We start from the raw sequence: 15,391 nt of genomic DNA on the forward strand, positions 1-15,391 counted from the left end.
GATCATTTATTTTGATAAAAATATAAAATACGTTATCAAACGTTGGAAAACCAGGAGGGCATGACCATGGCAAACGAAAATAACTTTAAAGAAACTGTAAACTCATTATTTAAGGGAATGGACAGCTTTATTTCTGCGAAAACAGTAGTAGGAGAAGCGATTCATGTAGGCGATACGATCATCCTTCCTCTGATGGATGTATCCTTTGGTGTAGGTGCTGGCGCTTTTTCAGGAGAAAAGAAGGACAACGGCGGCGGCGGAATGGCCGGTAAGATGACTCCATGCGCTGTTCTTGTCATACAGAATGGATCAACTAAGCTTGTTAATGTAAAGAACCAGGATGGGCTTACTAAAGTTCTTGATATGGTGCCGGATTTCGTAGATCGATTCACAGCTTTTACAGCCGGAAAAGATGACGATGAACCAGGCAGTGACGAGAAATAATAAAAGATGGACAGAATATTTGAGATGATCTACACATTTCCAGGAGAGCTTCTGCATAAACTATAGCAAACCAATGAAAAAGAAAAGGTGCAGGAGAATTGGAAAAGCTCATTGGCTTTATGCTTTTTTTTATAGGTCTTGGGATGGTGATCGGTCTGTTGATTGCAGAAAATGTGATCCTTGTAGTTTCAGCCGGAATTTTCCTGCTGCTGGGATATCATCTTTTCTGCCATTAAAAACGAAATATAGGATATAAAAAGAGACTGTCAGAGTCGGATGTGATATCAATCAGAATATCCAGGCTGTGCCAGTCTTTTGTTTATGCATAGGAAGTTACTCCGTAATGTTCCTATAGCATAATAAGGCCCTCCGAGCAGGATTCTTTCCTTGTATCAAATATAATTTTGAGTAAAAAAATACCCCTGCAAAAACAGGGGCAATGGTGTTATTATGCTCTTTCTACTTTACCGGATCTTAAGCAAGAAGTACATACATATGTCTTTCTAGCTCCGCCTTCAGCAGTTTTGATTTTAACGGATTTTACGTTAGATTTCCACATTTTATTGGATCTTCTATGTGAATGACTTACATTATTTCCGAAATGAGCAGCTTTTTCACAGATTGCACATTTAGCCATGATAGCACCTCCTTGACGCTTTATTGTTACTGTCTGCTGTGTGCATAGCGTCTAAACAGTAACCTTGTGTTCAACAGATTACATTGTAACAGATGAATTGTGCTTTTGCAAGCAAAAAAAGGAAAAAAAAGAAAAATAATATTTCTTTTTCTTTCAAAAGAGGTTATAATACATGTACATACAATATATAAGCATTGGAGGTAACCATATGAATGGACGTATAGATTCCGGATTGGGTCAGATCATAATTGACACAGATGTAATCGCAACTTACGCAGGAAGCGTTGCAGTAGAGTGCTTCGGTATCGTAGGCATGGCAGCAGTCAGCATGAAAGACGGACTGGTAAAGCTTCTTGGAAAGAACAGCCTGAAACATGGTATCAGTGTCAGAATTACAGAGGACAATAAAATCCGCCTGAATTTCCATGTGATTGTGGCATATGGCGTGAATATAAGCACAATTGCGGACAACCTTGTCAGCAATGTCAAATATAAAGTCGAAGCCTTTACAGGAATGGAGATTGACAAGATCGATATTTATGTAGAAGGCGTACGTGCAATTGATTAGGATAGAGGAGGAACTTGTGGTGAATAACAAAACCATAGATGCCAGAATACTTTCCAGAATGTTTCTTGCAGGAGCCAAGAATCTGGAAGCTAAGAAAGAATGGATCAACGAACTGAATGTATTTCCGGTACCGGATGGAGATACAGGAACCAATATGACAATGACGATCATGGCAGCGGCTGCAGAAGTAGGATCTCTTGGAGATACAGATATGGAGTCACTGGCTAAAGCGATTTCTTCCGGTTCTCTGCGCGGTGCAAGAGGTAACTCAGGTGTTATCCTTTCCCAGCTTCTCCGCGGTTTTACCAAGAGCGTTAAGAAGAGTCAGGAACTGGATGCGCAGGCAATCGCTGCAGCAATGGAGAAAGGTGTGGAGACTGCATACAAGGCAGTTATGAAGCCGAAAGAAGGAACCATCCTTACTGTTGCAAGAGAAGCGGCAGCCAAAGCTGTTGAACTTGCAGAGACAGCAGAAGATCTGGATACATTTTTCCAGGGCGTGATCGCTCATGCAGAAGAGACTCTGGCAAAGACTCCGGAGATGCTTCCTGTTCTGAAAGAAGCAGGAGTTGTAGACTCAGGCGGACAGGGACTTCTGGAAGTATATCACGGAGCATACGACGGCTTCCTTGGCAAAGAAATCGACTATACACAGTTTGACAAAGCTAAAGGTCCTGCAGTAACTAAGATTGATGCACAGACAGAAGCAGATATTAAATTCGGTTATTGTACAGAATTCATTATTCTGCTGAATCAGCCAATGTCTGAGGAAACAGAGCATGAGTTCAAGAAATTCCTGATGTCCCTCGGAGATTCCATTGTGCTGGTTGCAGATGACGAAATTGTAAAAGTACATGTTCATACCAATCATCCTGGACAGGCAATCGAGAAGGCTCTTACATTTGGTGCACTTTCCCGCATGAAGATTGATAATATGCGTGAAGAGCATCAAGAGAAGCTGATTAAAGATGCTGAAAAAATGGCAAAAGAGCAGGCAGAGCAGGAAGCAAAAGAAATTGCAGCACAGCCGCCAAAGGAAGTTGGATTCATTTCCGTATCTGTTGGAAACGGAATGACAGAGATTTTCAAGGAGCTGGGTGTTGACTATCTGATCGAAGGTGGTCAGACTATGAACCCAAGTACAGAAGATATGCTGAATGCTATTGCAAAAGTAAATGCAAAGACTATTTATATCTTCCCGAATAATAAGAATATCGTTCTTGCAGCTAATCAGGCAAGAGATCTTACTGAGGATAAAGAGATTGTAGTTGTTCCTACAAAGACAATTCCACAGGGAATCACAGCTATGATCAGCTATGTACCTGAGAAAAACAGTGCTGAAAATACAGAGGCTATGCTTCAGGCAATTGAGCATGTGAAGACCGGACAGGTTACTTATGCAGTACGTGATACCAGAATTGATGATAAGGAGATCCATGAGGGTGATATGATGGGTATCGGTGATCATGGTATTCTGGCAGTTGGTAAAGATCGTCTGGAGGTTACGAAGGCAACGGTTGCTGAGATGGTAGATGATGAGTCCGAGGTGATCAGTATTTATTATGGTGCTGATACGGATGAATCTGAAGCTGAGGAACTGGCAGCAGCGCTTGAAGAGGCTTATCCGGATTGCGATGTAGAGCTGAATGCGGGTGGACAGCCAATTTATTATTATGTTATCTCTGTAGAATAACAGGATTTTATGATGGTAATAAAAGAATAGTTAATATAATGAAAGCGGGTATAGGCCATTGTTGAGGGTGGGTATATCCGTTTTCGTGTTAGAAAGGGATTATAGAAAGGAATCGGTAGTATATGTCAACATCTTTGCGTACCTTGAAGGGCGTGGGGGAAAAAACGGAAAAGTTATTTGCGAAAATAGGAGTTACGGATATAGAATCTCTTCTGAGTTATTATCCGCGCAATTATGATGCGTATGAGGAGCCTGTTGAGATTCAGTCGCTGGAGGAGGGGGCTATTGTGGCAATTTCTGCGACGATCATCACAGGTGTGTATGTGAATCAGGTACGGAATCTGCAGGTGATTACTACCACCGCAGCAGATCTTACGGGAAAGATTGCTGTTACATGGTTTAATGCACCATATCTGCGTTCTACCATCAGGAAAGGAAGCAGATTTATTCTGCGGGGACGTATTGCCAGAAAACAGGGAAAGCTTCAGATGGAACATCCGGAAATTTTTACTCCTGCAGCTTATGAGGAGATTCTGCACAGTCTTCAGCCAATTTACGGACTGACATCGGGACTTTCCAATAAGACAATCGTGAAGCTGATCCATCAGGTATTGAATGAACAGAATTTACAGGCGGAGTATCTGGCGGATGAATATAAGGAGAAGTATCATTTGGCAGACCGAAATTTTGCACTTCCGGCGATTCATTTTCCGAAGAATATGCAGGAGCTATTATCTGCCAGAAGACGTCTGGTGTTTGATGAGTTCCTTCTGTTTATTCTTGCTGTGCAGATGCTGAAGGAGAAAACGGAAGAGGCACCGAATGCGTTTCCGATGCATCCGGTGTGGACGACGGAGCAGATTATCGAGAATCTGCCTTACGACCTGACAAAAGCACAGCTAAATGTCTGGCATGAGATTGAGCGTGATCTGAGTGGCCAAGCTTTGATGTCAAGATTGATACAGGGAGATGTAGGAAGCGGCAAGACGATCCTGGCATTTCTGGCAATGATCATGACTGCGGAGAATGGGTATCAGGCGGTATTAATGGCGCCTACAGAGGTTCTTGCCAGACAGCATTTTCAGGCAATGGAGAAGCTTCTGCAGGAACAGCAGATTGATTTTTGCCATCCGATTCTGCTGACTGGTTCGGATACTGCGAAGGAAAAAAGAGAGAAATATGCATTGATTGCGTCTAAAGAAGCAAATCTGGTGATCGGAACGCATGCACTGATTCAGGAGAAGGTGCAGTATAATAACCTTGGTCTGGTTATTACAGATGAACAGCATCGTTTCGGAGTAAAGCAGAGAGAAGCACTGACTACGATGGGAAATCCCCCGAATGTGCTGGTAATGAGTGCAACCCCGATTCCGAGAACTCTTGCTATTATCATCTATGGTGATCTGGATATTTCAGTAATTGATGAGCTTCCGGCACAAAGACTTCCCATTAAGAATTGTGTAGTGGATACTTCTTACAGATCAAAGGCATATTCCTTTATGGCAAAACAGATCAGTCAGGGGCGACAGGTTTATGTAATCTGTCCGATGGTAGAGGAAAGTGAAGGAATGGATGGCGAGAATGTGCTGGATTATACAATGAAATTGCGCAATGTCTTTCCGCCGGAAATAAAAGTAGCAGCGCTTCATGGAAAAATGAAAGCAAAAGAGAAGAATGCGATTATGGAGGCATTTGCAGCAGGCGAAATTCAGATTCTTGTATCAACCACAGTTGTGGAGGTAGGAGTGAACGTACCGAATGCAACGGTGATGATGGTGGAGAATGCAGAGCGATTCGGTCTGGCGCAGCTGCACCAGCTTCGCGGACGTGTGGGACGTGGTGAATATCAGTCGTACTGTATTTTTATGCAGGGAAGTGATGCGAAAGAAACATCTAAGCGACTGGAAATCCTGCGAAAATCTAACGATGGATTCTATATTGCAGGAGAGGATCTGAAGCTTCGCGGACCTGGAGACTTGTTTGGAATCCGACAGAGCGGACTGCTGGAATTTAAACTGGGGGATATTTATCAGGATGCAGATATTCTGAAAGCTGCCAGTGAGACTGCGGCAGATATTCTTTCGCTGGATGAGGATTTAAGTCTTCCTCAGAATCAGGAACTGCAGAGAAAACTTTCAGAGTATATGAAAGAAGATCTGCAGAATCTGGGATTATAAATCTGAATAAATTTTTCAGGTGCATGTATCCAATTGCAGTGAAATCATTTGTTTTCTGTTTCGTCTGGCATTGATGAAGATTTGTAGATGAAGCATGTCAGAAATGATTCGCATAATTTCCCGTTTATATGTAATATTGCACAAAACAGGCAGCCCGGAAATGAGACAGAATTGTCCCGGGTGTGGTTATTTTTTCTATATAAGGGCAAAAAACGTTGCAAAAGCGTCAGATTCGTAGTATTCTATTTCCGTAAAAGAATACTTATACCTTGTAAGGAGGCTATCATATGGCAACAAAAACACCTACAGCAGATCTCACTACATCCACTGCGAAGACAACCAAAGTAAAAGAGGCTCCTGCAAAGACAACTGCTGCAGAAGTATCTGTAAACAAAGAAGCTGACAAAAAAGAGACCGTAAAAAAAGAACCAGCAGTTAAAGAAACAGTAAAAGAAACAGTAAAAGAAGAAACAAAAGCAGTAAAGGAAACAGCTAAAGCCGCAAAAGAACCTGCTGTAAAAGAAACAGCAAAGAAAGAAACTGCGAAAACAGCAAAAACAGCTGCAAAGAAAACAACTACAAGAAGAACTACAAAGAAAGCAGCAGAAAAGGCCGCTGAGAAACCGGCAGAAAAAGCAGCAGAGAAGAAGACAACTACAAGAAGAACCGCTAAAAAAGAAGTAGCTGCCGAAGTATATGTTCAGTTCATGGGCAAAGAAGTATATGCAAAAGACGTCTTAGAGAATGTTAAGAAAATCTGGACAGAAGAGATGGGTAAGAAAGAGAAAGATCTTAAAGATGTCAAGATCTATATCAAACCAGAAGAATATAAAGCATATTATGTAATCAATGGTGACGTGACAGGTGTCATCGGACTTTAATATTTAATACATAGAGAAACTCAGATGAAAATGGTCTGGGTTTCTTTTTTGTTAAACTGTGAATCAGTTGTCCGATGGTGGGAAAGTAGTGAAGAGGATGATTTTATTCGCTTGACTACAAAAACAATGTTTGCTCAGAAATACTCTTTACTTGACAAAAATCATCAGTTAGGATAAGCTATCTTCAATGGATATGATTTATTGAGAAAAATAATCAATATTTCTCGGAGATAAGTAAAGAAAATACAAAGGATGAGCGAACAACAATGACATTAAAAGATTTGGAAATCGGAAAAAGTGCAGTGATCCGGTCTGTTGGCGGAAAAGGTGCTCTGCGCCAGCATTTTCTGGATATGGGGATGATTCCGGGAGCAGAGGTAACTGTTGTGAAATTTGCACCCATGGGTGACCCTGTGGAGCTGCAGATACATGGATATGAACTGACACTGAGACTTGCAGAAGCAGAACAGATAGAAATTGAACAAATTCCCAGAAGAAGCAGAAATCACGAAAGAATAGAGCTTCTGAGAAAAACGGATCACCCGGGACTGGGGGAAGATGGCAAATATCATTCAAAAAAAGATGAACATCCGGTACCGGAAGGCTCAACTCTGACCTATGCATTGGTAGGAAATCAGAATTGCGGAAAAACAACACTGTTTAATAAGCTGACAGGTTCAAACCAGCATGTGGGAAATTTTCCGGGTGTAACCGTAGACCGTAAGACAGGAATGATCAAAGGGCATCCGGAGACAGAAATCACGGATCTTCCCGGAATTTACTCTATGTCACCGTATAGCAGTGAGGAAATCGTTTCCAGAAATTTTGTTCTGGATGAAAAACCCCGTGCGATTATTAATATTGTAGATGCAACCAATATAGAGCGAAATCTGTATCTGACCATGCAGCTTCTGGAAATGGACATACCGATGGTAGTTGCGCTGAATATGATGGATGAAGTGCTGGGAAATCAGGGTTCCATAGATGTAAATATGATGGAGGCATTACTGGGAGTTCCGGTGATCCCGATTTCAGCAGCAAAGAATGAGGGCGTGGATGAACTGGTTGATCATGCATTACATATAGCGAAATATCAGGAACATCCACTGCGACAGGATTTCTGTGACAAGAACGACCATGATGGTGCAGTCCACCGTTGTATTCACGCAGTGATGCATCTGATTGAGGATCATGCGGCGCAGGCAGACATTCCGGCCAGGTTTGCAGCGACGAAGGCAATTGAGGGAGATCCATTGATTCTGGAACAGCTGAAGCTGGATACCAATGAAACAGAGATGCTGGAGCATATTGTACAGCAGATGGAAACAGAACGCCAGCTGGACAGAAGTGCCGCAATCGCAGATATGCGTTTTGACTTTATTGAGCGGTTATGTGAGCATACAGTTGTGAAGCCAAAAGAAAGCAGAGAGAGAATCAGAAGTGAGAAAATTGACAGAATCCTTACGGGAAAATATACAGCAATTCCCTGTTTCATAGGAATTATGGCGCTTGTTTTTTACCTGACTTTCAATGTAATCGGTGCGTGGTTGCAGGGAGCTCTGGAAGTGGGAATTGATAAGATTTCAGCATTGACTGATGCGGCACTGACGGCTGCCAATGTTAACAGTGCGATGCACAGTCTTGTAATTGACGGTATTTTTACAGGTGTGGGAAGCGTGCTGAGCTTTTTACCGGTCATTGTGACATTGTTCTTTTTCCTGTCTCTTATGGAGGATAGTGGTTACATTGCCCGTGTGGCATTTGTGATGGATAAGCTGCTGCGAAAGATTGGCCTGTCCGGACGAAGCATTGTGCCAATGCTGATTGGATTTGGATGTACAGTTCCGGCGGTTATGGCAACACGTACTCTTACAAGCGAGAGGGACAGAAAGATGACGATCCTGCTTACTCCGTTTATGAGCTGTACGGCAAAGCTTCCGATCTATTCCTTTTTTGTAAATGCATTCTTCCCTAAAAAGGGTGGATTTATTATGACAGGATTATATCTGTTAGGCATTCTGGTGGGAATCCTGGCAGCACTCCTGTACAATGGTACCCTTTTTAAAGGGGAACCGGTACCGTTTGTCATGGAACTTCCAAATTATCGGCTGCCTGGGGCAAAGAATGTGGCGCAGTTACTCTGGGAAAAAGCAAAAGACTTTCTGCAGAGAGCATTTTCTGTAATTTTGCTTGTGACAATGGTAGTCTGGTTCCTTCAGAGCTTTGATCTGCATCTCAATCTTGTGAAGGATTCTTCAGACAGTATCCTTGCAGTTATATCGGGAATTCTGGTACCGTTGTTCAAACCACTTGGCCTGGGAGACTGGCGGATCTGTACTGCTCTTATCAGTGGATTTATGGCTAAAGAAAGTGTGGTATCAACTCTGGAAGTACTTTTTGGAGGAAATATTGCTTCTGTGCTGACTCCGCTGGCAGCTGCATCATTGCTTGTGTTCAGTCTGCTTTATACCCCATGCGTGGCAGCGATTGCCTCTGTGAAACGCGAACTTGGCAGCAGATGGGCAGCAGGTGTGGTTCTGTGGCAATGTGTGATTGCGTGGCTGGCAGCACTGATCGCCCGTTTTATCTGTGGAATGTTTATTTGACCGAATTTCTCCTGTATGCTGGATGAGACAAAGAAATGCATGCAGGGGATTTTTTTGTTATGGAAAACAGACTATTTTGGAGTTGAAAAATAGTGTTTGAATCAGAAGAAATTCGAAAAAATTAGAAACTTTACGGACAACGCATTTTATGCTAACATAACAATAATGACCAGAATAAGAGCGTGAAAAGTGGTCTTCAAACACATGAAAAAGAATAAAAGACAAAGGAGTAAGTTCAAAGTATGGGAATTGTTGTAATCGGAGATGTATTTATTGATATAAAGGGCCATTCGATAGCATCTTATATTCCTCAGGGAAGAAATGTAGGAACTATCGCACAGATTCATGGCGGTGTAGGCAGAAATGTTGCAGAGGATATTGCAAATCTGGAATTAAAACCAACTTTTATCGGCCTTGTAGATGACGATGCAATGGGAGAGGAGGTTATCCGCAAGCTGGACCGCCACAAAGCTGACACCAGATTTATGCGCAAAGTGCCAAACGGAATGGGAACCTGGCTGGCAATTTTTGATAACAATGGAGATGTGGTTGCATCTGTTTCCAAGAGACCGGATCATACACCGGTAGAGTATATTCTGGATGAATGCGGGGACGAGATTTTTAAAGATGCGGACAGTATTGCAATTGAAATTGATACAGACAGAGAGATTGTGAAAAAGACATTTGCATACGCTGAGAAGTATAATAAGAAGGTATATGCAATGGTATCCAACATGAGTATCGCAGTAGAACGCAGGGATTTCCTGAAGAGAACTTCCTGTTTTGTATGTAATGAACAGGAAGCTTGAAATCTGTAAGAATACGCAGTTAATGGAGGATAAAGAAAAGATGGGAAGTATTGTGATCGGAGTTGCCGGAGGTTCCGGCTCTGGTAAATCTACTTTTACAAACAGAATCAAAGAATATTTCGGGGATGACGTGGTTGTCCTTTATCATGACAATTACTATCGCAGACAGGATGGAGTTCCTTTTGAACAGAGAGTAACTGTCAATTATGACCATCCAGATTCACTGGAAACAGAACTTCTGGTAGAGCATCTGAAGCAGTTAAAAGAGGGAAAGTCTATCGAATGCCCGGTATACGATTACACACAGCATAACCGTTCCAGCGAAGTAATCCGTATTGACCCGAAACCGGTCATCCTTGTAGAGGGAATCCTGCTTCTGGCAGACCCGAGAGTGCGAGATCTTCTGGATATCAAAGTCTATGTGGAAGCAGACGCAGATGAACGAATCCTGCGCAGAATTTCCCGTGATGTAGAAGAACGTGGACGAGACCTCAACGGAATTATTAAACAGTATCTGACAACTGTAAAACCAATGCATTATCTATATGTAGAACCGACACGTTCCAAAGCAGATATTGTGATCAACAGTGGCAAGAACGATATTGCATTTGATTTATTTGTATCTAAAATCAAACTGTTGTTGGAGAAAAAAGAATCTTAATTTTAACGGAATTTGGCAGTGAAACGGATTGCGAATATCCGTTGAATATATAATAATGCCGCTTTATTTCTGATATCATAATATATAACGGCTGGAAACAAAAGATATTTTATATCTGATGTTCTCTGGCTTGATATAATATATGATACAGTAATAAAGCGGCATTATTTCATTTCAGAAAGTTTATGATAGCAGTTAGATGGATGGATCTATTTTTGCTATATTGCTTTCCGTTGGTGATTAGATTAGTACTGCTGACCACTCTGAGAGCCGGAACCACTGGACATCTGTCTTTCCTGAGCTTCAATCATCTTTTTGACCATATATCCGCCAACAGATCCGTTCTGCTTGGAAGTCAGGTTACCGTTGTATCCATCTGTAAGCGGCACACCTAATTCATTTGCAACCTCGAACTTGAAACGGTCTAAAGCACCCTTTGCTTCCGGTACAGCTGCCTGGTTAGAAGATTTTGTGTTTGACATATCAATTTCCTCCTTGGTTGTTGTTTGCTCTTTTATATTTGCTTCGGTGTTACAATGCTAGTATATGAAAACATAAAAATAATACACTGGAAGTTTTCACATGAAAAGGAAGAGCATGGTAAAATGAAATTTATTATGATATTCGGCGTTACTGTTCACAGGTAATATCCCGCGAGGTGTTTTTTGTGAGCGAAGGTCACAGGGGTTTCTCCAAAGTCAAATCCATACAAGAACAAGTATGTCGGCTCATCCGGATTTACAGAACAGACCCGTTCATATTATGTTCTTCGTTCTTATCTGGAATACTTTGCCAATGTAGGAGGTGGGGAACTGCATTTAAAGAAAGGTACCTATAATCTACTATACTGCCTGTACATTCCATCTAACACTACAATTGTATTTGAGGATGGAGTTACAATAAAAAGAATGGACAAATCAGCACTTTTTACTCTTTGTAGTTATAACGATCTGCACACAGGAAAAAAATTTTACGGATATAATGGAGTGCATGATATTAAGCTAATTGGAAAAGGAACAGTTATTTTCCGAATAGAAAACAATAGTTTCAGCACATGCAAACTTTTTGCTATAAGGGCTCAGAACTGGGAGGATTCCTACATTCTTAATAACATATTTTCCAATATCAGTGCATCTGATGACTCTGCACTTGCCATAGATGCAAGAGGAATCAGCAATGTGATCGTTAAAGGAAATACTATAACAAATTCCGATGCGTTCATGAAGATTATTGTCAGCAGATATTCCGATGATACAATAGCTTCCAGACCAGGACTTGTGAACTATGAACCAGTATATAACTCTGTTAAAGAAGAGGATGTGGTTTACAATATAGTATCTGGTCTTAAGACAAATTATGCAGTTTCCTACGTTAATAGCAGTACTCATCAGGGAACGACCACGAAATACTGGAATGCCAGAAATTAAAAAAACATCCCGAAATATTGATTCTTATGATATACTGAGTTTAATTGAATCAAGCAGGTCCGCTGCTTCAATTGCGAAAAGTAATAAACTGCGGAACAGACCAGTTATTCGGTTATGGACAAGGCAGGTTTGTCATTGGTTCACGGTAGATATGCTGGATCATCTGCGCCATGGAGGACGTATTTCTGCAGCATCTGCAGCAATCGGAACTGTTCTGAATATCAAACCGCTGCTACATGTAGCTGAGGATGGAACTCTGAAAGTTATGGATAAACCAAGAGGACGAAAGAAAGAATTTAAACTGCAGATGTCAAAGATGGAACAGGGATGGATGCCAGAGCTTGGAAAACTGGTAGTGATCGGACATGGAGACAGTATAGAAACCGCATTAGAGCTGAAGGAAACAGTTCTTTCCAAATATCCTGATGCAGAAGTACACATTGCAGATATCGGTCCTGTGATCGGAGCTCATACAGGCCCTGGAATGCTGGCATTAATCTTTTGGGGAACAACCAGATAGAATGTTGCCTAAATTTCATTGTCGCGGGTAATTTAGAACGAATTATAAATTGTGTATGTTTTTCAAGTTTTAATTGCGTTTTATTTAGTACTTTGTTATAATTACAGTTAGAATTGTGGAGAATGGAAAGAATTCGCAAAATAAACGGGAGAATCGGGTTACTGTTCACTCCGTACACAGTAACAGAATCGGAGAGGAGAAACTATGAACTTAGGTATAATCGCACATAACAGCAAAAAAGTACTGATAGAAGATTTCTGCATCGCTTACAAGAATATACTCGCTAAACATGAGATCTACGCAACTGGTACAACAGGACGAAGAATTGAAGAAGCGACAAGCCTTCATGTGCATAAATTCCTTGCCGGCAGTATTGGTGGAGACAAGCAGTTTATGGAGATGGTAGAGCGACAGGATCTTGATATGGTCATTCTGTTCTACAATCCAGTCATGATCGATCCAAAAGAACCGGATATCACAAGCATTGTGAGAAGATGTGACCAGTACAATATTCCTGTAGCGACAAACATTGCCACTGCAGAACTTCTTATTTTAGGACTCGCAAGAGGAGACCTGGATTGGAGACTGAACCTTAAATGAGAGTAATCGCAGGAAAAGCCAGAAGACTTAATTTAAAAACGATTCCGGGAACGGATACAAGACCTACCACAGACAGAATTAAAGAAACTCTGTTCAATATACTCCAGCCAGAACTTCTGGAGTGTCGTTTCCTTGATCTTTTTGCAGGAAGCGGCGGAATTGGTATCGAGGCATTAAGCAGAGGAGCTTCCTATGCAGTATTTGTAGAAAAGAATCCGAAAGCAACAGCATGTATCAGAGAAAATCTTGCATTTACAAAACTTGCAGAAGATGGTAAACTGCTGAACATGGACGTGCTGCAGGCACTCCGTTCTCTTGAGGGAAAGGGTGTCTTTGACATTATCTTCATGGATCCACCGTATAATAATGAACTGGAACGTCAGGTACTGGAGTATCTTAAAGATAGTACTGTTGTTGACAAGAATACACTTATTATTGTAGAAGCAGATCTTCAGACGGATTTCAGCTATGTGGAATCTCTCGGTTACAGGCAGCTTCGTTCAAAAGAGTATAAAACTAACAAGCACGTATTTTTAGAACGTGTATGAAGATTGTTATCTGTAAAAATGCCATTTATTTTCGGCCGTTCAGAAAGATGTAGATTTATATACAGATGATGATCGTATTTTCATGCACATGTGCCAGAGGAAAGAGAGAGTAAGAAATACATGAAAATAGCAGTATATCCAGGCAGTTTTGATCCGGCGACTTATGGTCATCTTGATGTGATCCGCAGAGCGGCAGTATCTTTTGATAAGGTAATCGTAGGTGTTTTACACAATTCTTCAAAAAGTCCGTTGTTTTCTGTAGAAGAACGTGTTAATATATTAGAAAAGGCGGTTCAGGATGTCCCTAATGTTGAGGTAAAACCATTTGAGGGATTGTCAGTGAACTTTGCCAGAGAGAATCACGCTCAGGTAATCATACGTGGACTTCGTGCAGTTACAGACTTTGAGTATGAACTTCAGATGGCACAGACAAACAGGGTACTTGCGCCGGATGTGGATACTGTATTTTTGACCACAAGTCTTCAATACGCATATTTAAGTTCCACAATACTGAAAGAGATTGCTAATTTTGGCGGTGACCTGAGTAAATTTGCACCAAAGGAAATAACAGATGCAGTCATTGAGAAACTTCATCGTCCAGTAAGTGACAAGTAAGTTACCGTTCATACGCTATGATTCCGCTTTCCGCTATAGCAAAGCGCGTTACTGGGAATGAAGTGAACAGTAATATCAATAGAGAAAATAAGGAGAGTATATACTATGAGCAGCAGAATTGAACAGATTATCGGTGAGATCGAGGAATATGTAGAGAGCTGTAAATTCCAGCCACTGTCAACTACCAAGATTGTCGTGAATAAAGAAGAGATCGAAGAACTTCTGAGAGAACTTCGTCTGAAAACTCCAGATGAGATCAAACGTTATCAGAAGATAATTAATAATAAAGATGCAATCCTTGAGGATGCACAGTCTAAAGCAGATGCTCTGGTCGCAGATGCACAGGCAAGAGCTCAGGAACTGGTAACACAGCATGAGATCATGCAGAAAGCATATGCACAGGCAAATGATACCATCAATGCAGCCAATAAGCAGGCTCAGGAGATTCTTGATTCTGCAACACAGGATGCCAACAGCATTCGTCTCAGTGCTATCACATATACAGATGATATGATGGCAAATATCGGCAGTGTTCTTAATACAACATTAGAGGATGCAGGAGCTAAATATAAAGTATTCATTGATTCCCTGCAGAGTTGCCTTGATGTTGTTAACCACAACCGTCAGGAACTTGCACCACAGACAGCTCAGGCAGCAGCAATTACAGGTTCTTATCATGATGATGATAAAGACGATGATGATGACCTGTTAGATGATCTGGGCGAGAACTAAGAATAAGTATATTACCAGGGTCAGGAAGTTTTCCTGACCTTTTTTATGTCATAGGAGTTCCTATGACATAAAAAATCCTACGGGCAGGATCGCACTGCGTCGGAGAGAAATTATGTCGCTGAAGCGACCTGCCGCAGGCGGAGAATCCTGCAAGCAGGATTCTTTCTTGTTATCATAAGAAATTAGGACAAGACTCTTTCTTACATTATAAAATAGTAAAGAATACCGGCAGCAAGCACTGCGTTGATACATTTGGAAATTATATAAGGCACTAGACTGAGATCGCGGTGAAGAACACTTCTGGTCTGAGCAAGGATACATAGCCCTCCGGATGCAGTTGCTGCAACAGAAGTGATGATACGTATGATACCCGGCAGCCCGGAATCTGCAATAAGAGAAAGGCCGGTAGTAATTTCAGTAAATCCCAATAACAGATATTGCCAGAAAGCAGGAAAAGGGTGATAATATCGGAT

At 41.4% G+C, this 15,391-nt stretch carries 17 protein-coding genes and 1 pseudogene; 15 read left to right on the plus strand and 3 right to left on the minus strand.

Annotation, left to right across the window (positions count from 1 at the left end):
- The first annotated feature begins 66 nt into the window (after nucleotides 1–66).
- Together ACTNES_RS14655 and ACTNES_RS14660 are read left to right on the plus strand one after the other, a co-directional pair.
- Nucleotides 67–444, plus strand: coding sequence for a GerW family sporulation protein (locus ACTNES_RS14655; protein ID WP_216459924.1), 378 nt, complete (start codon nucleotides 67–69; stop codon nucleotides 442–444).
- A 98-nt stretch (nucleotides 445–542) separates the two neighbouring features.
- A complete protein-coding gene (locus ACTNES_RS14660; RefSeq protein WP_178760763.1) occupies nucleotides 543–680 on the plus strand; it encodes a hypothetical protein in 138 nt (45 codons plus the stop codon).
- Nucleotides 681–892: 212 nt separating this feature from the next.
- Here the strand turns inward: ACTNES_RS14660 and rpmB are convergent, their stop codons facing one another.
- Nucleotides 893–1,081, minus strand: a complete 189-nt coding sequence (gene rpmB / locus ACTNES_RS14665) for a 50S ribosomal protein L28 (RefSeq protein ID WP_019161496.1) — start codon at nucleotides 1,079–1,081, stop codon at nucleotides 893–895.
- Nucleotides 1,082–1,289: 208 nt separating this feature from the next.
- Here rpmB and ACTNES_RS14670 point away from each other — a divergent pair, with 208 nt between their 5' ends.
- The 7 genes from ACTNES_RS14670 to udk all read left to right on the plus strand — a co-directional run bounded on the left by ACTNES_RS14670 (nucleotide 1,290) and on the right by udk (nucleotide 10,476).
- Nucleotides 1,290–1,649 carry an Asp23/Gls24 family envelope stress response protein gene (locus ACTNES_RS14670; RefSeq protein WP_020993850.1) on the plus strand — a complete coding sequence of 120 codons (360 nt, stop codon included), beginning with the start codon at nucleotides 1,290–1,292 and terminating at the stop codon, nucleotides 1,647–1,649.
- A 58-nt stretch (nucleotides 1,650–1,707) separates the two neighbouring features.
- Nucleotides 1,708–3,342: a DAK2 domain-containing protein gene (locus tag ACTNES_RS14675; RefSeq protein ID WP_253292454.1), complete on the plus strand. Its 1,635-nt coding sequence runs from the start codon at nucleotides 1,708–1,710 to the stop codon at nucleotides 3,340–3,342.
- Nucleotides 3,343–3,464: 122 nt separating this feature from the next.
- Nucleotides 3,465–5,519 (plus strand): ATP-dependent DNA helicase RecG, encoded by a 2,055-nt coding sequence (gene recG / locus ACTNES_RS14680; protein WP_291807851.1) that lies wholly within the window; start codon nucleotides 3,465–3,467, stop codon nucleotides 5,517–5,519.
- Between the two features lie 287 nt (nucleotides 5,520–5,806).
- A complete protein-coding gene (locus tag ACTNES_RS14685; protein WP_441039876.1) occupies nucleotides 5,807–6,400 on the plus strand; it encodes a DUF6465 family protein in 594 nt (197 codons plus the stop codon).
- 266 nt (nucleotides 6,401–6,666) lie between these two features.
- Nucleotides 6,667–9,006, plus strand: coding sequence for a ferrous iron transport protein B (gene feoB, locus ACTNES_RS14690; protein ID WP_441039878.1), 2,340 nt, complete (start codon nucleotides 6,667–6,669; stop codon nucleotides 9,004–9,006).
- A gap of 242 nt (nucleotides 9,007–9,248) precedes the next feature.
- On the plus strand, nucleotides 9,249–9,815 hold the full coding sequence (locus ACTNES_RS14695; protein ID WP_441039880.1) for a PfkB family carbohydrate kinase: 567 nt from the start codon (nucleotides 9,249–9,251) through the stop codon (nucleotides 9,813–9,815).
- A gap of 40 nt (nucleotides 9,816–9,855) precedes the next feature.
- A complete protein-coding gene (udk, locus tag ACTNES_RS14700) occupies nucleotides 9,856–10,476 on the plus strand; it encodes a uridine kinase (protein ID WP_216459919.1) in 621 nt (206 codons plus the stop codon).
- Nucleotides 10,477–10,721: 245 nt separating this feature from the next.
- On the opposite strand, the gene ACTNES_RS14705 is transcribed toward udk, so the two are convergent.
- Nucleotides 10,722–10,958 carry an alpha/beta-type small acid-soluble spore protein gene (locus ACTNES_RS14705; RefSeq protein WP_216459918.1) on the minus strand — a complete coding sequence of 79 codons (237 nt, stop codon included), beginning with the start codon at nucleotides 10,956–10,958 and terminating at the stop codon, nucleotides 10,722–10,724.
- A 426-nt stretch (nucleotides 10,959–11,384) separates the two neighbouring features.
- Here ACTNES_RS14705 and ACTNES_RS14710 point away from each other — a divergent pair, with 426 nt between their 5' ends.
- From ACTNES_RS14710 to ACTNES_RS14735, 6 genes are all read left to right on the plus strand, one after another.
- Nucleotides 11,385–11,903, plus strand: a complete 519-nt coding sequence (locus ACTNES_RS14710; protein WP_291807847.1) for a hypothetical protein — start codon at nucleotides 11,385–11,387, stop codon at nucleotides 11,901–11,903.
- Nucleotides 11,890–12,423: a DegV family protein gene (locus tag ACTNES_RS14715; RefSeq protein WP_441039882.1), complete on the plus strand. Its 534-nt coding sequence runs from the start codon at nucleotides 11,890–11,892 to the stop codon at nucleotides 12,421–12,423. Before ACTNES_RS14710 ends, ACTNES_RS14715 begins: the two co-directional genes overlap by 14 nt.
- A 204-nt stretch (nucleotides 12,424–12,627) precedes the next feature.
- Nucleotides 12,628–13,023, plus strand: coding sequence for a methylglyoxal synthase (locus ACTNES_RS14720; protein ID WP_291807845.1), 396 nt, complete (start codon nucleotides 12,628–12,630; stop codon nucleotides 13,021–13,023).
- Entirely contained in the window at nucleotides 13,020–13,571 is a 552-nt protein-coding gene (rsmD, locus tag ACTNES_RS14725) for a 16S rRNA (guanine(966)-N(2))-methyltransferase RsmD (RefSeq protein ID WP_441039884.1), read from the plus strand. The genes ACTNES_RS14720 and rsmD overlap by 4 nt, the downstream gene beginning before the upstream one ends.
- A 120-nt stretch (nucleotides 13,572–13,691) precedes the next feature.
- Nucleotides 13,692–14,186, plus strand: coding sequence for a pantetheine-phosphate adenylyltransferase (gene coaD, locus ACTNES_RS14730; RefSeq protein ID WP_216459914.1), 495 nt, complete (start codon nucleotides 13,692–13,694; stop codon nucleotides 14,184–14,186).
- A 105-nt stretch (nucleotides 14,187–14,291) separates the two neighbouring features.
- A complete protein-coding gene (locus ACTNES_RS14735; protein WP_216459913.1) occupies nucleotides 14,292–14,918 on the plus strand; it encodes an ATPase in 627 nt (208 codons plus the stop codon).
- Nucleotides 14,919–15,118: 200 nt separating this feature from the next.
- Here ACTNES_RS14735 and ACTNES_RS14740 read toward each other — a convergent pair.
- Nucleotides 15,119–15,391 (minus strand): annotated as a pseudogene (locus ACTNES_RS14740) (hypothetical protein); the annotation flags it as partial.

The organism is Blautia sp. HCP3S3_D9 (assembly GCF_052063845.1).
In the GTDB taxonomy this organism is placed as follows: domain Bacteria; phylum Bacillota; class Clostridia; order Lachnospirales; family Lachnospiraceae; genus Blautia_A.